Origin of the sequence: Paenibacillus sp. FSL H7-0756, assembly GCF_038006765.1 — a bacterium.
In the GTDB taxonomy this organism is placed as follows: domain Bacteria; phylum Bacillota; class Bacilli; order Paenibacillales; family Paenibacillaceae; genus Paenibacillus_AQ.
The window spans coordinates 2,182,747-2,204,125 of the sequence record NZ_JBBOVT010000001.1 but is presented as its reverse complement, the minus strand read 5'-3'; the positions used below and the strand labels follow the sequence as shown (position 1 = coordinate 2,204,125).

The following is a 21,379-nucleotide window of genomic DNA, read 5'->3' as shown; positions in this document are numbered from 1 at the left end:
CAAGGCAGGTGAGACTATGTTTATAATGAGTAGGTACGCTTGTATGGCAAATTGAAACTATCAACTCGGAGGTGTAATATTACGTGACACTAGAGCAAACCGTTCCTATGAGCGATCTGCTGATTATAGGCGGAGGACCAGCCGGTATGTTTGCCGCTTTTTACGGCGGCATGCGCCAGGCTTCAGTAACACTTATTGAGAGTATGCCCCAACTTGGAGGGCAGCTTGCTGCTCTGTATCCTGAGAAATATATTTACGACGTCGCGGGCTTCCCTAAGGTCACCGGACAAGAGCTGGTGGATAATCTTACCCGGCAGATGGAGCTGTTCCAGTCCGATATCCGTCTGGAGGAGAAGGTCGTATCGGTTGTGAAGCAGGCTGAACGCCATTTCACTGTCACCACCGACAAGGCAGAATATCACACCAAAGCTATCATCATTACGGCAGGCGTAGGTGCCTTCGAGCCGCGGCGTCTGGAGGTACCGGATGCACAGCGCTTCGAGAAAGCCAACCTGCATTATTTCGTAAGCGATCTGAATGCTTATAAGGATAAGAAGGTGCTGATCAGCGGCGGCGGCGATTCCGCTGTGGACTGGGCGCTGATGCTGGAGCCGATCGCTGAACAGGTAACCCTGATACACCGCCGCGATAAATTCCGTGCGCATGAGCATAGTGTAGAGAATCTGATGGCCTCTAAGGTTAATGTGATTACGCCATCCGAGATTACCGAGCTGCATGGTGAAGAATTCATTACCAAAGTCACCTTGTCCCATATCAAGACCAAGGAAACTCAGGAAATCGAAGTAGACAGCGTTATTGTCAATTTCGGCTTTGTCTCCTCCCTGGGCCCGATTGCCGAGTGGGGAATTGACATTGAGGGTAACTCCATTGTGGTTGACTCCCGCATGGAGACCAGCATTCCGGGAATCTTCGCCGCTGGCGATATCACCACCTATCCGGGCAAGCTGAAGCTGATCGCTGTCGGATTCGGAGAAGCGCCGACAGCAGTGAATAACGCCAAGGTGTATATTGATCCGGATGCGAAGCTGTCTCCAGGACACAGCAGTAATCTTAAGCTCTAGGTTGTCTATAACCTTATAACCATAATAAAAGGGTATCCTTTCAGGTTGATTCCACCTCAACTTGAAAAGATACCCTATTCCTTGATGCTTGCGGTTTAATGAAGTCCTATGCTGCAGGGTGTGCTCTGATCTTTAATGAAGAACCGCATGGTCTGGAGAGTGTAAGTTCCGTTTGCGAATTTCAGCGAGAAGTAGGGCGATGAAATCATGCTCTAAATGCAGCTCTATCGCTCTGTGATAAGAGTCAAGCAGCATCTCATCCGACAATTCAACCATAACGTTCACCTACCTTTCCTTTATTTGGATCTGAATCTATCATAGCAAACTATCATTTTTCGAACAAGCGTTCTCATTATCCACAAGCTGCTGTGGAAATCCTGTGTATAATATGTGAGTAAGGGTTGTAATGTCAGCAATTGCACAGTGGACTATGGGGATAACAGTTATACACAGGGCTGAAACCTGACATCTCCACACAAAAACTTTTTTAGAATGTTCATAATTGGCTGGGATATTTCTTGTAGTATTACCTCTGAATCTGAACAACTAAACGCAATATTAGCCTATTACTGTATTTATCGTCAAATATAAAAATTTTATTAATCATTTGGGTCTTGTATTTACCTCCAGAATCCAAATCTTCCCCCGGTGATCTACGGCATAGTCGAAGCCCAGTTCACCGATCCCCGGGAAATGCCGCTCCAGCAGCTCGGTACAGATTAAGGTCAGCCTGCGCATCTCCGCCTTTTTGGATGAGGTTCCCACTCTTGGCAATGATCTTCGCAGTCCCTGGCGGCAGCTTAGCATCGTGCCCCCTTTGCAGAGATTCGTAACGAACAATCCCGGCCGGGCTACTCTCCCTACCATAGAGCGGAACTCCCAGTGCTCGCCGTTCTTCACCACCTTGACCCGGTAATCAATCGGACGCCCGGAGATCCGTGCAAGGGAGATCCCCTGCTGGATCAAATATTTCCGTTTCACCTTGAATCTGTCCAGTGCCTGGCGCATGGAAGTGAAGTCTCCATAGATCCGTGTGCTCTTCATATACGTGAAGCCGTACCCCCTCTGATCCCGGAACACCTTAATGACACCATATCCTCCTCCGCCTACAACCGGCTTGATGACAACATTGCCGTATCTGCCAAGCATCGCGGACAATCCGGCAGCACTATATTCCCGCGTTCTCGGAATGTAACCGGCAACCCGTGAATCGCTAAGCAGCGCCGCCGTCTTCAGCAGCTTGCTTGCCAGTTCTCTCCCCGCCATTATTTGCCCTCTCCTTTCGCATTCCCAGCCTACCCTATAGATTACTCACGAAAGGCCGTGCCCTCCTGTATGATTGTCCGTGGTATAGCAGTCCACAGCAAAAAAGGGCATATGGCTGCGGGGCCTTATGTCCCTGATTCATTTGACTGGAAAATCATTAAAATTCGTTGTATTATTGCCTGAAAGGGAGGGTTTCCTAATGGCAGAGTTTTTTGAAATCCTGTATTGGTTTGCAATGATCGGTATGTCTGTTGTACTGGCAGGAACGACAATACTCGTCTGTGCGCTTGGCTTCAAATTCATCAAAGACCGGCGCAGAGTGCTCGGTGCCGGCTGCATCGCCTTTTCCCTGGGGGCCTCCGCCCTGATCGTATTCATGATTAACCTGAAATTTATTATCCCCGCCTGAAGCTTGCTCCCGGCAGCAGTGGCCCAGGACGCGTATCGCCTAACTCCTGCCGCCACTGCTGCTGCCTCCGGGTGGAACTCTTAATCGTCCATGATTACATGATTCATAGATTCGCCCCGTTTCATTATTCTATGAAAACTGCGGCAGGCTGGCCTGTGCAGACAGACTGCTTCATTCGCTGAGCAGGTTCCGGCCTATTCCCCATTTTTTTGCTCCTCCCCTCTTCTGCAAGACACTCCAATCTTTGAAATTTCCGTTCAGACAACAACTTTTTCACTTTATATCCGTAATATGTATGTGCAATAAATTGGAAGACCCAATATTTTGAAAAAGGAGATTCTATTGTGTCGAAACCTGTGTACGGAAAACAAGCAGCTTCTGTCCAAGCTACGGACAAGCTCTCAGGGGCAGCTTGGACGCTTTGCGCTGCGTTCCTGCTGTTTTTTGGCTGGGCCGCTTTTCAGATCGGATTGTTCAACGGAATGACGGCGGAGTTCGAGAAGCCCATCTATGTTGCCGCATTATTAAGCTGTCTGCTCCTGCTGGCCGCTGCCGTCTTCTACTTCAGAACCTTCCGGCTTGAGGGACAGCGTGACTTGCTCATCGTAGCAGCCATTCTGCTTCCCTTAACCTATGCGCTGTCGCTGTTCGGCGCTGCTTCGCGGTATATGGCGATGAACATGCTGTTCACCCAGTTCACCTATGCCGCAGTCTTCATCGTCAGCATCCTTCTGCTCCGGCAAAAGCGGCTCAATTCCGCCGTCCAGCATGGCGTGCTTACCCTCGCTTACCTGATTGTCGGGTTTGGACTGCTCAACTGGCTCGGAAGCTGGAAGCTGGCCGGCAGCCTGGTGGGCTGGTTCTCAAAAGCAGTATTTAACAGCAGGTATAGCGAAGCGGTAATGACCGACTCGAACGGTCTGCGCCTGACTTCCGTTTTTCAGTATGCCAATACATATGCAGCCTTCCTGATGGCTTTTCTGTTCGTGGCCGTCTTTGCGCTGATCCGCTCCCGAAAATGGTCCGGACAGCTGCTGCACGGCTTCATGCTGGTGCCAATTATTGTCTCGCTGCTGCTTACCTTATCCCGCGGCGGACTGGTGCTGCTGCCGGTGGTCTTCATTCTCCTGCTGCTCTTCCTGAAGCCTGTGCAGCAGATTCTGTGGATTGTCCATCTCGCCATTGCCGGCCTATGCTCTCTGCTGATCACAAGCCCGGTCACGCGGCTGGGGCTGGAGCTGAATGCGGAGTTCAACTCATCCGCTGCCCTTAAAGGCTGGGGATATCTGCTGGGAGCATCCGCCTGTGCAGGCGTGCTCTGTCTGGTAGTCCAGCGTTATCTGGCGCCTTGGCTGAGCCGTAAGCTCAGCAAACTGGAGTCCCGCCGGATGAGCGGATTGTGGATTCCTGTCGTGTCTGTAGTTGGCGTTGCGATGATCGCCTTCCTGTTCATCGGCACGAGCGCACGTAATATTCTCCCGGCGAATATCGGAACACGGCTGGAGAATATCAACTTCAGGCAGCACAGTGTCCTGGAGCGCTTTACCTTTTACAAGGATGCCATGAAGGTCGTCAAGGATTATCCGGTACTGGGCGCGGGCGGCGGCGGCTGGGCCACACTCTATGAGCATTATCAGAACAACCCTTACCTGAGCCGCCAGGTGCATAATTTTTTCCTGCAATATCTGATTGAGGTGGGCATTGTAGGCTTCCTGGTGTTCATGGGCTTCATCCTGTTTATCTTCTACAAATTCAGCAGACAGTACCTGAAACGGGAGACCGATGACTATAACAACGGATTCTTCTATCTTATTATCGCCTTATCGATTCTCGTTCACAGCCTGCTGGATTTCAACCTCAGTTTTGCCTTCATAGGAATGCTCGTCTTCCTCGCTCTGGGCGGAATGGCTGTGGCCATGGAGAGCAAGCCGCTCCGTCTTCAGTGGAACAAACTGTGGATCAGAGCAGGTTATTTCACAGTACTTGGAATCGGAACGGCCTATCTGCTCTTCCTGTCTCTGAGTTACATTCGTTCCAGCTCTGAAGCCGGTGCAGGCAAGAAGCTGATCCAGGTGAGCCAGTCGTATGAGGAGATCAAGGCCCCTTTCTTAAAAGCACTCAACATCCGACCCTACCATCCGGAATCGGCTGTGTACCTGTCCATACTGGACCAGAAGGTGTATGAGCAGACGAAGAACGAGCAGTTCCTGGAAGAGGGCTATGCAGTTTTGACCCGTGCGCTGAAGAATGAGCCGTCCAACAAAGAGCTGCTCACCCAGCTCGCAAGCTACTATGATCTGAAGGGCGAGAGCGATGCAGCCTATCATGTCTATCTGGACAATGCAGACAAGTTCATGTGGGATATCAACTGGTATGCCGGTCTGATTAGCCGGGCCGCTCTCCTTGGACAGCAAGCTTATTCCAAGCAGGATGAAGCCGGGCAACAGACGTATTTCGCTTCCGCACTTGCTGCCTACAGACATGTAACGGACGGCATTGCACATTTGAAAAGCCTCCCTCCCGAGCAGATGCAGGGCCGTGAATTCTTCGCTACACCTACGATTGGCCTAAGCGCAGGGAGAGTACAATTCCTGTCCGGGGACAAGGACGCCGCGGCTGCGGCTGTGAAGCAGGGCTTCGTGAACGGATACGAGGATCTGACAGACAACGCAAGCCTGTGGACAACCGCCTGGTACAGCGGAGTCATTGCCCGGTCCCAGGAGCTGGGCGCCGCAGCCTTGAAGCGGTCGCAGGAAGCTGCGGCTGAGGGCAAGCTGGAGATCAAGGACCAGGAGACGCTTAACAAGCAGCGGTATTTCAAAACCGGCTTGGATACTTATACCTACGCCGCCGCAGACCGGGATGCACAGCAGCAGGGAGTCACTATGACACCGGAAATGCTGCTGAATACCGCGAAAATCCAGTACATGTCGCAGGACATGCAGGCCGCAGAAGCCACACTGAATCAAGGCCTCAGTGTGGACTACAGCAATCCTGTCAACCGCGAGGTTGCCCGGTGGCTGCTTGCCGTACAGCAGCGGATGCAGAGCGCCCAGGATCAGGCGGTCTATCAGAAGCTGACCGCCGCCGACCCGGAAGAAGCATCAAGAATAAATGAGGTAGCGGGTATGCCGCTGTAACCTTACAGTGTCACTTATCCCTCAAATAACAGCAAAGAGAGCGCCTGCCTGCGGCAGTGCGCTCTTTGCTGTGCGGGGCCATGCCGCCGTCATCCCTTCGTAAACCAAGTGTCATTAACTCATATCTTCGCTCATTCGTCCAATATATGGAAGGTTGTGAAGGATTGATTATAGCTGTACTTTTCTCGGGCAACGTATACTTTCAGTGATCAGACTTAAGGTTTGATCCAAATCGGTCCCACATAAGGAGAGGTTGTAATCATTGTGAAGAAACTACAACGCTTGTTATCTGTGTTCGTAACCGTTCTGCTCCTATTCTCATCCATTCCCATATCCTTATCTGCAGAAGCAGCAGGGACTTCCGGACAAGCAGAGCCGGGTCCTTGGACCTTCAGCGCGTTCGGAGGTAATACATCTCAGGGCAAGAACCCCGAGCCTGCCATAGAGTATCCTTCCACCGTAACGCTGACTACTTATGGAGGCAAGATTTCAGGCACCGATGAGGGGCTCTCTTTTTATTACCGGGAGCTTCCGGCCAGCACGAACTTTGAGCTCAGAGCCAGGGCTACCGTTATTGCCTTTAACAGCAATTCCGGCGTCAGTACGCCTAATCAGAAATCCTTTGGCCTGATGCTAAGGGATACGGTTAATCCTCATGGAAGTTCAAGTACCACCACTTCCAATTATGCTGCGGCTGGTGCGTTGGATTTGGTGATGAAGGGGTTTTATAAAAAAACGGCACAGGTCAAGCTGAATCCGTTCGCCGGGCTAAGCGCCCCTGCTGCGGGTGAAGTCTACGATCTCAGTATCCGGAAATCGGGTGATACCTATCTGCTGAGTGTTAACGGCCAGACCGAAATCGTAACCTTGGAGGACACTTTTTCCGAAACGATGTTTGCCGGGATTTACGTCTCCAGAGATGCAACCGTAGCCTTCAGTGAGCTGGACCTTCAGATCGAGACCAAACATGTAACAAGCTTGTCTGCCGACACCAGCGGAATGACGAAGACCTCATATCTGGTGGGTGAACCGCTGGATCTGACCGGGCTTATCGTGAAGGCTGTATTCTCCGATCACAGTGAAGCCACTCTGTCTTCTGAGGAGTATATTGTAACCGGATTTGACAACAGCACAGCCGGGGAGAATCGAATCCAGATTAACTATAACGGTGCCTCTGTAAGTATTCCGCTGCAAATCATCCCGCTGACCGTCAGCTCATTATCCGTCAAATACGAGCCTGTCAAAACCGTCTATTATCCAGGCGATTCCTTTGATCCGCAGGGGCTTGTTGTTGCTGCCCATTATAATAACGGCTACCTGATCAAGGAACTTGCCCATGATCTGTACACCCTCTCCATTAACGGCCAACCGGTAACAGAACAGCTTCCGTATACTTTTGCCGGGCCGGGCTCCTATGAAGTTTTGATCGCTTCCACAGAGACTCCGTCTGTCACCACAGCATTGCAGCTTGAGGTCATGGATGCTACCCTGTCCGATTTAGAAATAAGACATATGCCTAAACAAACCGTCTATTATATCGGCGACACCCTTCAGTTGGAGGGACTCTCCCTCTACGCCCATTATTCTGATCATACTGAGGTCAGGCTGGCCAAGGATGAATATATCATCTCCCCCCTAGACACCCTGACTCCAGGAGATAAGGAGATCAAGGTAACCTACAAGGAATTAACGGTAAGCTTCACAGTTAAAGTCAAAATCAAAGAGCTGACCGGCATCGAGATAACCCGCTATCCGGTAACCACGTTCTTTGTAAACGAACCCTTTGACAGCAGCGGTCTGACCGTGTCGAAGGTGTACGACAACGCTGACCGGGAGGTCCTAAGCGGGTTCACGCTGGACCACTCTGCATTCGACAACCGGCAATCCGGAGTATATAAGGTTCAGATCATCCCGGATGATTCTTCCATACAACCCATTACGTACACTGTCACGGTAAAAGAAAAAACCACGCCCGTCTGGCACAGTATCACCTTCGGCCAGTCTACGTCTGCTACGAATAACAAAGTCGTCGCTCAGGAAGACGGAACGCTCCGGGTGATCGCCTTGGAAGGCGGCGGTAAGGTCACAGAAGACCACGATGGCATAACGTTCTACTACACAGAGCTTAATGCCCTGGAAGATAACTTCGTGCTATCTGCGGATATTGAGGTGCTGAACTTTGCCAAAACCCCTTATGACGGGCAAGAATCCTTCGGAATCATGGCGCGGGATGCAATTGGAACACCCGGAACTTCGAGTGTATTTGCTTCAAATATCGCTGCCATAGGCGGCTACAGCGGCGGAACAAGAAGCGCTCTGGGTACCCAGCTGTTCGTCCGTTCCGGTATCGAGAAGCCGGATGGAACCGGAAGCAAAGGCATTAAGACAATTATGCTCAAAAATGAACGGCCTGCACCCGGCAACACGGCCCCTGCTGCACCATACCGCTTAACGTTGTCCAAGACGAACAGCGGCTTCACAGGCCGGATCAATTCGGAGCGGGAGGCTATCCATTTCGAGCCGGATATTCTTAGCGTACAGGATTCCACGATGTATGTCGGCTTCTATGCGGCCCGTCTGGCTACGATAGATATCCGCAATATCCAGTTGACAGTGACAAGCGCTGCTACTGATGCGCCTAAGGTGGAGCCACCCGCGGCTCCTGTAACACCAGATTTGAGCATACTGTCCCGAAGCAAAGCATCTACACCCGAATATGAAGTGATCGTCCGCCCTAACGTGAACGGAACCGTAACGGTGAAGCAGGGCTCCAGGATTATCGCACAGGATGTAGCGGCAACAGCCGATAAGCGTCTGGCAGTTCCTGCGGTACTCAGCGGACATGGGGATACGAACTTCAGTGTTGTTTTTTGGCCGGAGGATACCCAGTACTTGACTTCTTACGATACAATTGTCCGCAACTTCACTGTTAATATGAACAGCTATGGCAACGGGGAAGACATCTATGTATCGCCTGCCGGAACAAGTGCCGGGGACGGGACAATGGCTCTCCCGCTGGATCTTGATACCGCGATTGATTATGTGAAGCCGGGACAGCATATCCTTATGCTTGACGGGCATTACGTGCGGAAATCACCGCTGGTCATTCAGAAGTATAACAATGGTACCGAAGCTGCCAGAAAGGTTCTGGAAGCGGCACCCGGTGCAAGGCCCATTATCGATTTTGACAAAAAGACAGAAGGGGTGCTGCTCAGCGGGGACTACTGGCATGTAAAGGGGCTCGATTTCACCCGCTCGGCGGCCAATACAAAGGGATTCACGGTTGGCGGTAACCATAACATTGTTGAGAATAGCCGCTTCTATGCTAACGGTGACACCGGCCTGCAAATCAGCCGCACAGACGGAACTGCAAAGGACATCACAGAATGGCCGTCCTACAATCTAATTCTGAACAGCACCTCCTTCGATAACCGCGATCCGTCTGACAATAACGCAGATGGTTTTGCGGCCAAGCTAACCTCCGGTACCGGGAATATTTTCAGAGGATGCCTGGCGCATAATAACATTGACGATGGCTGGGATCTGTACACCAAAGCAGGCTCGGGTGCCATCGGTCCGGTACTCATCGAGAACAGCGCCGCCTTCAACAACGGGTATTTAACGGACGGAACCGTTGGGGCCGGTGATAAAAACGGATTCAAGCTCGGCGGAGAAGGCATTCATGTCGCGCATATCATCCGTAATTCGGTCGCCTTCGGCAACGGTGCCTACGGGTTCACCAGCAACAGTAATCCTGGAGTCATTGCGGTCAACAATATCGGCTATAACAACACCCGCGGCAACCTGAGCTTCACCACATATGGTCAGATTACTCCAGACTTTAAGATTGACGGCTTTGTATCCTACCAGTCGGGCAGCATCGGCAAGGATCAATATCCGGCTTCCTTAGCAGCGGAGAATAACTTCATGTACAATGGTACCGCGTCAGTCAACAAATCAGGCAAGCAGCTGACCGATGCCAATTTCGTAAGTCTGCAGCCGGTGACCTCTTATCTGCGGGATGCAGAGGGGAATATCATCTGGGGGGAATTTCTGAAGTTTATTCCTTTTGACGATCAAGAGCCGGGAACCCAGCCAGAGCCAAGTCCTTCCGCTGCGCCTGTTTCTTCTGCCACACCAAGTCCAATTTCTGCACCTAACACTAACAGCACTGGCACAGGATCTGCCGCCAACAATTCTATTCCGGCGGTTCTCTTGCTGGACGGCAGTGTTAGCATTGATTTACCCGTAAGTCATACCACAGGAAAAGCTTTAGCCCGGTTAAGCGAATCCGCATTGCATCAGATCGTTACTGTAGCCAGAGCCGATGCCACGGGTACCAAGACTCTGCGGATTCAACTCACTGCTGATCCTGACCAGGATATGAAGGAAGTGGAGCTAAGCCTTCCTGCTGCAGCATTTCGTTCAGGAGATGGTCTCCTCAAGCTTGAGATCCGTTCTTCCTTAGCGGCCGTTGGATTACCTCACAGTATCTTCGCAGCGGAGACGCTTGACGGCGTAAAGACTATTACTTTATCGCTAAGAAGTATGACTCCCGGCGGGCAGCTGCAAGCCAAGCTGGGGGACCGTCCGCTTATCGGATACGGGCTTCAATTGGATGGGGCGGCATTGCAGCCTGACCGGTTGCAATCGGCTATAGAGATCGGAATTCCCCATCCGCCAGCAGTTCCTGCAGCGGACAATGCTTTTATTGTTGTGTGGGGCATCCAAGAACAGGGAATCGTTCAGCCCGTGATACACGGGAAGTACAACGCAGAGAAGCAGCAGGCCATTTTCTCAACAAACGGAATCTCCGGCCAATATACGGCGGTCTACAATCACAAGACCTTCCAGGATATCGACTCAACCCATTGGGCCAAGTCCGCAGTGGAAGTACTCGCTTCCAAAGGGGTCATTCAAGGCATCTCGGCAGCGGAGTTCAGACCGGAGCAGCCTGTTACCCGCGCAGAATTTGCACTTCTCTTAGTCCGGGGAATGGAGCTTACAGCGTCAGAAGGGCCCAGCTTCATGGATGTGTCACCGGGGGATGATTATTACAAGGAGCTTATGGCTGCCCGAAAGCTTGGCCTCATTACAGGTCTGCCGGGAGGTCTATTCCAGCCGGATGTACCGGTATCCAGGCAAGAAATGTTCGTTATGGCAGCTAGAGCATTGCGCGCAGTAGAGCGCATGAATCCAGGGGAGAATACTTCTTCTGTATTAAAAGGTTTTACCGATCACCAGCAAATTGCAAGCTATGCGGCAGATGATATTGCCGCAATGGCCGCAGCCGGTCTCGTTAAAGGAGATGCACAGCAGCAGCTAATGCCCGCTGCCTCCTCGACACGTGCCGAAGCAGCTATGCTGATCTATCGGATGCTTGAACTATAGTTCAAGGCAGAATTAATTCAGCCTCTTACGCTTGAAGCGGGCTGAGAGAGGTATTCAAAGGGATTTATCCCTTTGGTTCAGCCCAGAGTCGGCTGGAGGGGGCATTTAAAGGGATTTATCCCTTTGGTTCAGCCCGAAGTCCGCTGGAGGGGGCATTCAAAGGGATTTATCCCTTTAATTCAGCCCAGAGTCGGCTGGAGGGGGCATTCAAAGGGATTTATCCCTTTAATTCAGCCCAGAGTCGGCTGGAGGGGGTATTCAAAGGGATTTATCCCTTTAATTCAGCCCGAGAGTCGGCTGGAGGAGCGGCTTGGGCAACTTATTTGCTCCCGTGGTTGTTCCTGTACTCATCCTCCAGAATCGAATATTGATAGGAGTCCATCCACTTCTCTTTATGATACATATGTCCTCTAATATGCCCTTCGTATGTCATGCCTAGCTTCTGCATCACACGGGCGGAACCGGTATTCCCGGGACGGCAGGTCGCATAGATCCGGTGAAGCTCCAGCTTATGAAAGCCTAAGTCCAGCAGTACAGCGGCAGCCTCAGTAGCATAACCCTGTCCCCAGTACAGCCTATTGTAGCAATAGCCTATCTCTCCCTGCCCTGTTCCGGTAATATGCAGGCCACAGCCGCCGATCAGCCGCCCGTTCTCCTTCAGCACCACCGCATACTCGAAGCCCTGGCGCGGCTCCTCCTGCTGCAATGTCAGCGTATGGCGGATATATTCGCGGGTATCCTCCAGTGAATTCGGCCCCCAGATTGAATGTGTTACTACTGCCGGATCGGACGCATATTCATGTACCTGCCCTACATCTTCCTCTGTGAATTCCCTAATCCACAGCCGTTCTGTCTCAAATTCCATATCTCTGCGGCCTCCCTGCTCTTTCATTTGTCAAATAACCCTCTACCCACCAAATTAGCCGTCACCGGCGGCCGGCCAATCTCCCGTGACCATACGGAGAGCTGGCCGATATGGTGGATCTCATGGGCAATCACGTGCCGCATCACTTCTCCGTAGGGGTGAGGCTCGTGCTCCCCTTCATCTGTAATATCCACCATAATCCGCTCTTCCAGCTCCTCCGACCAGCCATACACAAACGGAGCCAGCTCTGCATGGCAGCGGGCAGAGAAATCCCGCACAAGCTCCAGACTTGCCACTTCCCCGAACTAAGGGATGTCAATGGCTCTCTCCTGAATCCCTCCGCAGATCCAGCCGTATTCAACAGCAACAATGTGATACAACGTGGGCAGGATATACCCGATGCCGCCGGTGCGCGGCTTCATCAGCTCTTCCTTTTCCACCCCGCTGCACCAGCGGAACCAATCCTCGCGCACTTGCCAGTTATACTCAAATAGCTTCTGCATCTGCTGCCTCCTATTCTCCATAAATCTCCTCACTTCATTATTGTGTCACACTTTAACACAAACAGGACAGGCCCGCTACCGCTAATTGCGGCAACCAGCCTGTCCCCTATACTTGTCCTGCATTTATTCAAAAACATACTCGCCTTCACCAACAGTCAGAGTCTGTCCCTTCAGCTGGGGTGAATCGGTCCGAAGAATGACCCGGCTGAACTGGTTCTCCGTGCCCTGCACGAAATTGAAGGTCTGCTGATCTCCTGCCTTAAGACTGTAGCTGCCGTCCACACCATCCGCAGGCCCGCTCACCGGGAGGCCGAACAGCTCACTCCAATGGCTGGCGGCAGCGGCAGGCTCGGAGACACGGAAGACCGCACCCGCCATGTCTACCTTCCCGGCAGGATGGGGCTGATTGATTCTGGCTGCGTTCAGACTGTCCAGCCGCTCCTCATCCGATTGACTCCACTGGATAATGAACGGATAGACCAGTCCCTGAAAATCGCCGTCAATGGTCATCATCCGCCACTCAATTAACCTGCCCTGGTTGTCCAGACGGCGGCCGTCAATGATGGGCGACAGGGCTAATCCCGCAGCCTTCAATTTACCCTCTACTGCCTCAATATCATCTGTGCGCAGCACCACTCTGCTTAATACCTCATGCTCCGGCAGAACGGTAACGGCATCCCGCACAACCACATTATGCTTGGTCGCACGCGCCAGCTCCAGGTTCTCAATCCCGAGGAACTCCAGGTAGGTGAGCCCGAAATAGCTCAAGGCGTTATACGTTCCCCAATCCTTATGCGATCCGCCCCGGAAGGCCGTCAGGCCATGCTCCGCGAAGAGCTTCACCGGCTGGTCCAGATCGTTGACATAGTGCACCAGATGATCCCATTTGAGCAGGGTCATTACTTCTTCACTCCCAGCTCTGTCGTCCGCTTCACAGCCGCCAATACGCTCCGCTGCAATCCGGCCGCGAAGTCACTATTATTCAGCTCGTACAGCCCGTGCATCCCAACCCCGCCAGGCGAGTTGTTGATATCCAGCAACTGTCTCGGGTGGAGGCCGGTCTGCTGCAGCATCGCTACCGCTCCCAGCATATTCTCCAGCGCCACCTTCCAGGCTTGCTCCCGCGGCAGTCCGGCGAGAACTCCGGCATCTGTGAACGACTCAATGAAATAATAGATATAGTTCGGTCCGGCAACGCCGAAGCCGGTGAAGATATCAATGTAGGACTCGTCCAGAACCTGCACCTTGCCGAAGCCGAGCAGGAATGCTTCTACCTGCTCCAGCGAAGCGGCTGCATTCAGGGCTACACCGCTGTATCCGTAACCGGTATCGGTCAAGGTATTCGGAATTACCCGGACAATCGGGCGCTTCGCTCCGAAATAATCTCCGAGCTGGGCAATCGTAACCCCGGCCACAATGGATACAATAACTGCAGACGGTGCAGCATACTCGCGAACCTGTGCTCCAAGTGCAGCCAGATCATCCTGCGGCCGGACAGCAATCACGATCAACTCTGCGCCGGACAGCGCATCTTCCTGCGCGCTCTCCGTGTCTACGTTATATTTGCTTTTTAGTAGCTGAAGCCGTCCTTCATGAATATCCGCTACACTGATCTGTCCGGCAGCCAGCGTGTCGCCTGCCAGACAGGCCCGGATGATCGCTTCCGCCATCTGTCCGCCGCCAATGAAATGAATCTTGCCTTTTGACACTTCCATTCACTCCCTGATTAGATTAGTTATTAGCCCAAGCCTCCGGCAGAATGAACCCGGCATATTTCTCTTGTCCGAGGATGTATTCCTCAAACTCCTTGGATTCATATGCAGCCTTCAGATCCTTGGCCCACTGGGTATCCTGGTCCTTCTTGTTCACCGATACGATGATTCTATGCTGCATAGGCGTATTCTCAATCTTCAGCGCATCTGTAATCTTGCGGTCGGGAGCGTTAGCGATATAATTCCCGTTCACCACACCATAGTCAACATCCTGCAGCGAGACCAGAATCTGCGCCGGGTCCAGCACCTTCAGGTCAATCTTGAACTTGTCCGGCTCCACGCTGTTCACATTGAAGTCCGCTACCCCGGCGCCCTCTTTGATCTTGACCCAACCCAGCTCCTCCAGAATCCGCAGCGCACGCTCCTGATTAACCGGATCGTTCGGAATCGCGACGGTAGTGCCGTCCTTCACATCGTCAAGGGTCGTATGATTAACGGAATACAGCCCCTGCGGAGCGCCTGGAACATAGGCAATCCCCACCATATCGGCACCAATTTCCTTATTGATCGCATCCATATAAGCCGTGCTCTGGAAGATGCTCGCGTCAATCGAGCCTTCCTTCATCGCCGGGTTGACCTGCATATTCTGCGAGAAGGTTTTGATATCTACAGTATACCCTTTTCCTTCCAGGATCGGGAGAATGGATTGCCGGAACTGCTCCTCATACGTGCCTACGCCGAATCCGACTGTGATTTCCTTCTTGTCCCCGGAGCTTGCCGCTTCCTTATTGTTACCGCAAGCCGCCAGCACCGCCATCGAACTAATCAGTAGAATTGCCAGTAATTTTTTCATCACTCTCATCCCCTATCCTAATACTGTGTTTTTAAAATGCACTAATGCCTCGTCTGTAACCGTCAGCGGAATGGCGCAATTGGGCGACAGAATAAACGGCTGACCCTTCATTTTGGACAAAGCTTCCTTCGCCTGCTGTTCAATCTGGTTCAGATCATTTCCGGCAAACAGCCCGTGATCCACTCCGCCCACCTTCGTGGCCTTGAGATCGGCTTCCAGCCCAGGATTGCCTTCGGCTACCGTATCCCAGCTGATCCCGTCAATCCGGTAATCATTGAATTTCACAGGCTGGGCATGAGCACCGCAGGTATGTAAAATATTCTTGCCATAGCTCGCCGCCTCCAGCACGATAGAATCATAGGGTCTGGACAGCTCATCGAACATCGCTTCATCGAATAATCCGGGGTGGGCTGTGCCTGTCACCGCATAGAACAGACCATCTGATCCTGCCTGCCGCAGCTCCTGCACATAATCGGCCAAGGTTAAGGCAATCGCATGCAGGGCATGATGCGCGGCGGCACGATGTTCCTTGAAGAGCGATTCCAGCGTCACCGGCTGCCCGATCCCGAATACGGTCTCCGTAACATAAGCAGAACGTCCTACGATGAACAGCAATACCGTGAGCGGGGAGAAGACCGTCTGAATCAGCGGTGTATCCGGCAAGCCCTGACGAATCTTCCTTACCGCCTCCAGATGCTCCAGCAGCGAAGGGGTTTGCGCGGCTTTTTTCACCTCAAGATCCCAGAGATTCGCGGCAGCCGGAACAGCAGTAGTCAGTTGTCTCGGGAATACCGTCCGGTAATCTGCGAAGTTATACTCATTTCCCCAGGCTTCCGCCAGATAGGTCGCTCTCGGGTTGATTTTGACCCAGTCCCAATTATATTTGTCCGTAAAAGAAATCGTAGACGACGCCAAGTCCTCCGCATTCTGCTCCTTGTCAATAAAGTGGCGCCATCCGCTGATAATCGGCCGGTCGGCAAGTTCCCCGGATAAGATCGCCTGAAAACGCTCCTGCTTGCTCCATACACTCATCTGCCTATCCCCTTTGTCTTGTATTCTCTAGTAACGGCGAATCTTCCGCGCCAAGGTGTTGCCCAAGGACTGAATACCCTGCACCAGAATAATCAGAATAATGACCGTCGCGAACATGACGACCTCGTCAAAACGCTGATACCCGTACACGATTGCCAAGTCGCCGACCCCTCCTCCGCCTACTGCCCCGGCCATTGCCGTAGCCCCGATCAGCCCGATCGTCGCTGTAGTCAGGGAGAGAATTAACGAGCCCACCGCTTCCGGCAGCAGAAAATACCAGATGACCTGCAGCGGAGTTGCGCCCATCGCTTCCGCAGCTTCGAGAATGCCCGGATTCACTTCCAGCAGCGAATTCTCGACCAGCCGTGCGATATAGGGGGCGATATAGATAATCAGCGGAACAATTGCGGCACTGGTCCCAATCGATGTATGAACAATTGCTCTTGTTAGCGGAATAATGGCAAACAGCAGAATAATAAACGGAACCGAACGGATGACATTAATTAAGGGATTCAGTAAGGTATACAGCCACTTGCTCTCCAGGACGCCGCCCGGACGGGTAATGACCAGCAGGATGCCCAGCGGAATACCCAGCAGCGAGCCGATGAATAGCGATACACCCACCATCTGAATCGTTTCAATAATCGCCTTCAGGAATTGCTCACTTGTGATCGATGTCGAGAACATAGGACTTCACCTCCTCTATGCGGACCTCATGCTGCTTCATATAATTCAAGGCTGCTTCCATCTGGGCCGGTTCACCTTGCAGCTGTACGATAATCATGCCGAGCGTCGTCTCTTGAATCTCTGTCGTATTCGCAAACAGAATGTTGACCTTGACCCCGTAGGTACGGATAATCTCGTACAGCACAGGCTCAGAAGCGCTCTCCCCGGCAAAATTCAGCTTATACACCTGGCTCCCCTGCTCAGTCTTCAGCGTTCTGCGGACGCTTGTAGTCATGCTGTTCTGAATAACAGTCTTGACGAAATTCTGTGTCGTCTGATGCTTCGGTGCTCCGAACACATCCAGCACGCTGCCCTGCTCGATAATCCGTCCCTCTTCCATCACGGCTACCTTGTTGCAGATCTCCTGAATCACTGACATCTCATGCGTGATGATCATCACCGTGATGTTGTATTCTGCGTTGATCCGCTTGAGCAGCTGCAGGATGGACTGTGTCGTCTGCGGGTCCAGAGCGGAAGTCGCTTCGTCGCACAACAGTATCGAAGGGTTCGAGGCCAGCGCCCGGGCAATCCCGACCCGCTGCTTCTGTCCGCCTGACAGCTCGCTCGGATAGCTTCCAGCCTTGTCGCTTAGCCCCACGAATTCGAGCAGCTCCTCCACCCGCTTGCGGATTTCTGCCTTGCTCTTTTTCAGCAGCACGAGTGGAATAGCCACATTGTCGAACACCTTTTTGGACTCCAGCAGGTTAAAATGCTGAAAAATCATGCCGATGTTTTTCTTGGCTGCCCGCAGCTCCTTGTCGCTGTACGCTCCCAGATCGTATCCGTCTACCAGAACCTGGCCCTCAGTCGGCCGTTCCAGGTAATTGACCAGGCGGATTAACGTGCTTTTTCCGGCTCCGCTGTAGCCGATGACCCCGAAGATATCGCCCTTTTCAACCTTTAGGCTAATCCCCTTCAGCGCTTCAATCTTCACCTCTTTGCGGGTGAACGTCTTGTACACATTCCGTAGTTCAATCATATTGGTTCCCCTCAATCATCTGGTAAATTTAGGATTCAGGATTCATGTCTGCTGCTTCAGCTTCGCAAGCGCCCTTTCTGCCAGCAGAGCGAAGTACTTAGCCGCCGGCAGGATAGCCGCCTCATCGACATCGAAGCAGGGGTGATGCAGCGCATGGTTTGGGCCGGTACCAATATTCACAAAAGCACCCGGGATCTGCTGCAAATAATAGGCGAAATCCTCTCCACCCATCTGGGGCGGAATATCATGTACCTCATAGCCTGATCGTGCCGCGACCTCTTTGGTGAAGTCTGTCCATGCCCCATGATTGACGGTAGCGGGCGGCCCGGGATACCAGTGCAGCTTCGCCTCTGCTCCGGCTGCGGCTGCAACCCCTTCTATGATCCTCGTCATTTGGGCCGGGATGCTGCTGCGGATCTCTTCATTATAAGTACGTACAGTACCCTCCAGCTCCACCTTCTCCGGCAGGACATTCCAGGTGAAGCCCCCGTTGATCCGGGTCACACTAAGCACGACCGGCTCTTGCGTGTTATTAAGGCGGCTGACTACGGTTTGCAGCATCGTAATGATCTGCGCGGCGGTCACAATGGTGTCTACCCCTTTCTCCGGTGTAGCTGCGTGAGCGCCAACCCCTTTTACCGTAATCTCAAAGCGGTCAACGCCAGCCGTTAAAGCTCCCGTTCTTGTACCGAACGCCCCGTTAGGCAGATCCGGTGAATTATGTAATCCGAATATCGCGTCAACCCCGCTTAGCCCGCCGGATGCCAGTACATCCTCCGCACCATGCCCCGTCTCTTCTGCCGGCTGGAACAGGATTCTGACCTTGCCCGGCAGTTCATGCTCACGCTGCTTCAGCAGGCTGGCCGCGCCCAGGATCACAGCGGTGTGGAAATCATGGCCGCAGGCATGCATGGCTCCCGGAATCTCTGATGCGAACGGCAGGCCCGTCTGCTCCTCAATCGGCAGGGCATCGATATCGCAACGAATCGCTACAATGCTGCCATCACCTTGTCCCACCTCGGCGATCAGCCCGGTCTTCAGAGGAAGATCCAGCACCCGTATCCCCGCTTCACTCAGCCACCCGCGCAGCTTCTCTGTCGTTCTGAACTCTTCATTACTCAGCTCAGGTTCACGGTGCAGGTTCCTCCGCACTTCAGTTAGCCGGGCTGCCAGTGCTTCTTCCGTCTCATGCTGTGGTCTCATAGGCTTGTTCTTCCCCCTTCATTACGTATGCTCAATTCCTCTAATCCGCTCCAGTGCAGTCGCAAGGCTGCTTAGGATATGCTCCCGCATTGCCCGCTCCGCCCCTTCTTCATCCCTGGCTATGATTCTCTGCAGAATCACAAGATGCTCCTCATCCGCCTGCGTATTCCAGTCCCCATGTAGCGAGACATAACGGCAATACCGGAGGGAACGGTCTCTTAACTGGTTCAGCACCTTCTCAAAAGTCTTCAGCGCGCTGATCTCCCACAAGTAATCATGGAATTCGAAGCCATAGGATACAACATCCTGCTGATCCCCCATCTGGAAGGATTGCTTCAGCTTCTCCAGAATGAGCGTTAACTGCTGAATATCCTTGATGGTAGCGTTTCTGGCGGCGCTTCTGGCGATATGGCCTTCAAGCATGCTGCGGATCTGGAAGATCTCCTCGACCTCCTTAATCGTTAAAGGGGCTACCCGCAGCCTGCCGTTGGGCTGGCGCACCAGGAAATCCTCATTCTCCAGCCGCTGAATCGCTTCCCGTAGCGGAGTCCGGCTGACCCCGAGCAGTGCCGCCAGGCTCTCTTCGTTAACCGCCTGATCCGGCTCCAGCTCGCTATCTATTATTTTTTGCTTAAGTGCATAGTAGGTATTATCCTTCGACAATCTTCGTGAACGCATTTCCATGGATTTCATTGCTCCTCGCTATTCATTTGCGGGTCGCCCGGCTAACTGTATAATTGTATACATTTATTAAAGATGAGAGATATCCAAGCTATTTTGAAAGCTTCTGTTGAAAATCTCTTTGTGTAATCAAGCTTTTTTCATACTATAATCCCATTATACCCACTAGTCAAGTATGTTTTATAGGGGAATCAACATTCGACAATAATTTGACAATTAAAGTCGTATTTTCACAAAAAATAACCCTCCACCACCTATTAAGTGTGAAGGGCTATTCACCTTACTAAAGTTCAAATACTATCTCATCACTTGCCTCACTATTCTTGAAAGGGAAACTGTATTCTTTGAACCTAAATTGAATTCCCGAAATCTCATCAGGTAATGGCGGAGAAATCACGTATTTATAAGATGCATGATCAGATCTGCTCCCACCATTAATCATTCGGCAATCATATTGGTCATTAATATCTAGTTCGTAATGGCTATGCTGATGAGATTTGGAGTCAATATCCTGCTTATTGTCCCAATCTATATTAAGTGTTAATACACTTGCATTGGTGTATTGCTTCATAGAAGTTAGAGTATAGAACCGGTCACCTATCACGGCTGACTTCAGAATTGCGATGTATTGTCTAAAACCGGCTGGTTCGATCATGGGTTTAAATTGTTTTTCATTCATCATACTTGCGAATAATGAGTTCAGGAAATCTTCATAGAGTTCGAAGGTCTCTGACCATTTAGAAATATACTCAAGCGGAGGAAATCCTGGATTATTATCCGAGACTTCCTTTCTCTTCTTGATCAAAGAGCAAATGTCTTGATCGATATCAATAATTCGTTCATCATAATGCTCTGTTGGGCGTTCAAATGGCATTCGTATCATTGTTACCCTCCTCGCAGATCCATTAATTATTTCATCACCATATTTTAACATATAATGGTTTGAGTCAACATAAAAAACCTCCTAATAAGTACAGTTTGCACCATACAAATTAAGAGGTTTTGAAATCCGCAATCCACGCTTACTTTATCAGTCATTCAGCATTTGCAGGCTTAGCAAGGCTCCGCCGCCGGATTCCCCGCCTCTTCCTTCGTGCGGAATGAGGAACCGCAGCCACACGTAGCGCTGGCGTTGGGGTTGTTGATGGTGAAGCCGCCGGTCATGCCGGATTCCTCGAAGTCGATCGTAAGGCCGTTCAAGTAACGGATGTCGTCTTTGCTGACGACTACCTTCAGACCTTCAACGTCCATGTAGACGTCCTGCTCACTCTCGGTATCGTCGAAGCCCATTGCGTACGAGAATCCGCTGCAGCCCCCGGCGGTGACGCCCAGACGGAGAAACATATCCGGCACTTCCTGCTCCGCAAGCATAGCCTTCAATTGGCCTGCCGCTGTCTCACTTATGCTAATCATAATTACAACCTCCTTAGAATTCACTGTATTGGAATCAAGCAGCCTTCTGGCTGTGTGTAATGAAATCAAAGCCTTGCGCGGGAAAAGAATGAGTATGATGTATATCATTTTCATTGGCTCTTGA

At 51.9% G+C, this 21,379-nt stretch carries 17 protein-coding genes and 1 pseudogene; 4 read left to right on the top strand and 14 right to left on the bottom strand.

The annotated features are described in order from the left end of the window. Positions 1-107 precede the first annotated feature (107 nt). Complete coding sequence (locus NST04_RS09820; protein WP_341185216.1) at positions 108-1,082, top strand: NAD(P)/FAD-dependent oxidoreductase; 975 nt, start codon at positions 108-110, stop codon at positions 1,080-1,082. A gap of 132 nt (positions 1,083-1,214) precedes the next feature. Here NST04_RS09820 and NST04_RS09815 read toward each other — a convergent pair whose 3' ends face one another. Both NST04_RS09815 and NST04_RS09810 read right to left on the bottom strand, forming a co-directional pair. After that, complete coding sequence (locus NST04_RS09815; RefSeq protein WP_036721967.1) at positions 1,215-1,358, bottom strand: sporulation histidine kinase inhibitor Sda; 144 nt, start codon at positions 1,356-1,358, stop codon at positions 1,215-1,217. Between the two features lie 327 nt (positions 1,359-1,685). After that, positions 1,686-2,348, bottom strand: coding sequence for a YheC/YheD family protein (locus NST04_RS09810; RefSeq protein ID WP_209875924.1), 663 nt, complete (start codon positions 2,346-2,348; stop codon positions 1,686-1,688). Between the two features lie 199 nt (positions 2,349-2,547). On the opposite strand from NST04_RS09810, the gene NST04_RS09805 reads away from it, so the two are divergent. The 3 genes from NST04_RS09805 to NST04_RS09795 all read left to right on the top strand — a co-directional run bounded on the left by NST04_RS09805 (position 2,548) and on the right by NST04_RS09795 (position 11,288). Further along, positions 2,548-2,757 (top strand): hypothetical protein, encoded by a 210-nt coding sequence (locus tag NST04_RS09805; protein WP_036701644.1) that lies wholly within the window; start codon positions 2,548-2,550, stop codon positions 2,755-2,757. A 344-nt stretch (positions 2,758-3,101) separates the two neighbouring features. Next, positions 3,102-5,897: an O-antigen ligase family protein gene (locus NST04_RS09800; RefSeq protein ID WP_341184089.1), complete on the top strand. Its 2,796-nt coding sequence runs from the start codon at positions 3,102-3,104 to the stop codon at positions 5,895-5,897. Between the two features lie 264 nt (positions 5,898-6,161). Further along, entirely contained in the window at positions 6,162-11,288 is a 5,127-nt protein-coding gene (locus NST04_RS09795) for a bacterial Ig-like domain-containing protein (RefSeq protein ID WP_341184088.1), read from the top strand. A gap of 319 nt (positions 11,289-11,607) precedes the next feature. On the opposite strand, the gene NST04_RS09790 is transcribed toward NST04_RS09795, so the two are convergent. The 12 genes and pseudogenes from NST04_RS09790 to NST04_RS09735 form a co-directional block, all read right to left on the bottom strand. After that, positions 11,608-12,153 (bottom strand): GNAT family N-acetyltransferase, encoded by a 546-nt coding sequence (locus tag NST04_RS09790; protein WP_341184087.1) that lies wholly within the window; start codon positions 12,151-12,153, stop codon positions 11,608-11,610. Between the two features lie 23 nt (positions 12,154-12,176). Further along, a pseudogene (locus NST04_RS09785) lies at positions 12,177-12,656 on the bottom strand (DinB family protein). A gap of 123 nt (positions 12,657-12,779) precedes the next feature. Next, on the bottom strand, positions 12,780-13,556 hold the full coding sequence (locus tag NST04_RS09780; RefSeq protein ID WP_341184086.1) for a VOC family protein: 777 nt from the start codon (positions 13,554-13,556) through the stop codon (positions 12,780-12,782). Next, complete coding sequence (gene proC, locus NST04_RS09775; protein WP_341184085.1) at positions 13,556-14,371, bottom strand: pyrroline-5-carboxylate reductase; 816 nt, start codon at positions 14,369-14,371, stop codon at positions 13,556-13,558. The genes NST04_RS09780 and proC overlap by 1 nt, the downstream gene beginning before the upstream one ends. A 16-nt stretch (positions 14,372-14,387) precedes the next feature. Continuing rightward, entirely contained in the window at positions 14,388-15,221 is an 834-nt protein-coding gene (locus tag NST04_RS09770; protein WP_341184084.1) for a MetQ/NlpA family ABC transporter substrate-binding protein, read from the bottom strand. Positions 15,222-15,233: 12 nt separating this feature from the next. Continuing rightward, positions 15,234-16,253 carry a uroporphyrinogen decarboxylase family protein gene (locus NST04_RS09765; RefSeq protein ID WP_341184083.1) on the bottom strand — a complete coding sequence of 340 codons (1,020 nt, stop codon included), beginning with the start codon at positions 16,251-16,253 and terminating at the stop codon, positions 15,234-15,236. Positions 16,254-16,280: 27 nt separating this feature from the next. Further along, on the bottom strand, positions 16,281-16,940 hold the full coding sequence (locus NST04_RS09760) for a methionine ABC transporter permease (protein ID WP_076081622.1): 660 nt from the start codon (positions 16,938-16,940) through the stop codon (positions 16,281-16,283). Next, positions 16,915-17,958, bottom strand: coding sequence for a methionine ABC transporter ATP-binding protein (locus tag NST04_RS09755; protein ID WP_341184082.1), 1,044 nt, complete (start codon positions 17,956-17,958; stop codon positions 16,915-16,917). The genes NST04_RS09760 and NST04_RS09755 overlap by 26 nt, the downstream gene beginning before the upstream one ends. Before the next feature lie 42 nt (positions 17,959-18,000). Further along, the gene (locus NST04_RS09750) at positions 18,001-19,161 is read right to left on the bottom strand and encodes an amidohydrolase (protein WP_341184081.1); all 1,161 of its coding nucleotides are present in this window, start codon (positions 19,159-19,161) and stop codon (positions 18,001-18,003) included. Between the two features lie 21 nt (positions 19,162-19,182). Next, positions 19,183-19,845, bottom strand: a complete 663-nt coding sequence (locus NST04_RS09745) for a GntR family transcriptional regulator (protein WP_076161480.1) — start codon at positions 19,843-19,845, stop codon at positions 19,183-19,185. A 280-nt stretch (positions 19,846-20,125) separates the two neighbouring features. After that, the gene (locus NST04_RS09740; RefSeq protein ID WP_341184080.1) at positions 20,126-20,725 is read right to left on the bottom strand and encodes a hypothetical protein; all 600 of its coding nucleotides are present in this window, start codon (positions 20,723-20,725) and stop codon (positions 20,126-20,128) included. Between the two features lie 170 nt (positions 20,726-20,895). Continuing rightward, complete coding sequence (locus NST04_RS09735; RefSeq protein WP_341016897.1) at positions 20,896-21,255, bottom strand: HesB/IscA family protein; 360 nt, start codon at positions 21,253-21,255, stop codon at positions 20,896-20,898. Between the last annotated feature and the right edge of the window lie 124 nt (positions 21,256-21,379).

Coding starts and splice junctions, on each gene's coding strand:
- NST04_RS09820 (WP_341185216.1), top strand. CDS start 108: ATGAGCGATCTGCTGATTATAGGCGGAGGACCAGCCGGTATGTTTGCC.
- NST04_RS09815 (WP_036721967.1), bottom strand. CDS start 1,358: ATGGTTGAATTGTCGGATGAGATGCTGCTTGACTCTTATCACAGAGCG.
- NST04_RS09810 (WP_209875924.1), bottom strand. CDS start 2,348: ATGGCGGGGAGAGAACTGGCAAGCAAGCTGCTGAAGACGGCGGCGCTG.
- NST04_RS09805 (WP_036701644.1), top strand. CDS start 2,548: ATGGCAGAGTTTTTTGAAATCCTGTATTGGTTTGCAATGATCGGTATG.
- NST04_RS09790 (WP_341184087.1), bottom strand. CDS start 12,153: ATGGAATTTGAGACAGAACGGCTGTGGATTAGGGAATTCACAGAGGAA.
- NST04_RS09780 (WP_341184086.1), bottom strand. CDS start 13,556: ATGACCCTGCTCAAATGGGATCATCTGGTGCACTATGTCAACGATCTG.
- proC (WP_341184085.1), bottom strand. CDS start 14,371: ATGGAAGTGTCAAAAGGCAAGATTCATTTCATTGGCGGCGGACAGATG.
- NST04_RS09770 (WP_341184084.1), bottom strand. CDS start 15,221: ATGAAAAAATTACTGGCAATTCTACTGATTAGTTCGATGGCGGTGCTG.
- NST04_RS09765 (WP_341184083.1), bottom strand. CDS start 16,253: ATGAGTGTATGGAGCAAGCAGGAGCGTTTTCAGGCGATCTTATCCGGG.
- NST04_RS09760 (WP_076081622.1), bottom strand. CDS start 16,940: ATGTTCTCGACATCGATCACAAGTGAGCAATTCCTGAAGGCGATTATT.
- NST04_RS09755 (WP_341184082.1), bottom strand. CDS start 17,958: ATGATTGAACTACGGAATGTGTACAAGACGTTCACCCGCAAAGAGGTG.
- NST04_RS09750 (WP_341184081.1), bottom strand. CDS start 19,161: ATGAGACCACAGCATGAGACGGAAGAAGCACTGGCAGCCCGGCTAACT.
- NST04_RS09745 (WP_076161480.1), bottom strand. CDS start 19,845: ATGGAAATGCGTTCACGAAGATTGTCGAAGGATAATACCTACTATGCA.
- NST04_RS09740 (WP_341184080.1), bottom strand. CDS start 20,725: ATGATACGAATGCCATTTGAACGCCCAACAGAGCATTATGATGAACGA.
- NST04_RS09735 (WP_341016897.1), bottom strand. CDS start 21,255: ATGATTAGCATAAGTGAGACAGCGGCAGGCCAATTGAAGGCTATGCTT.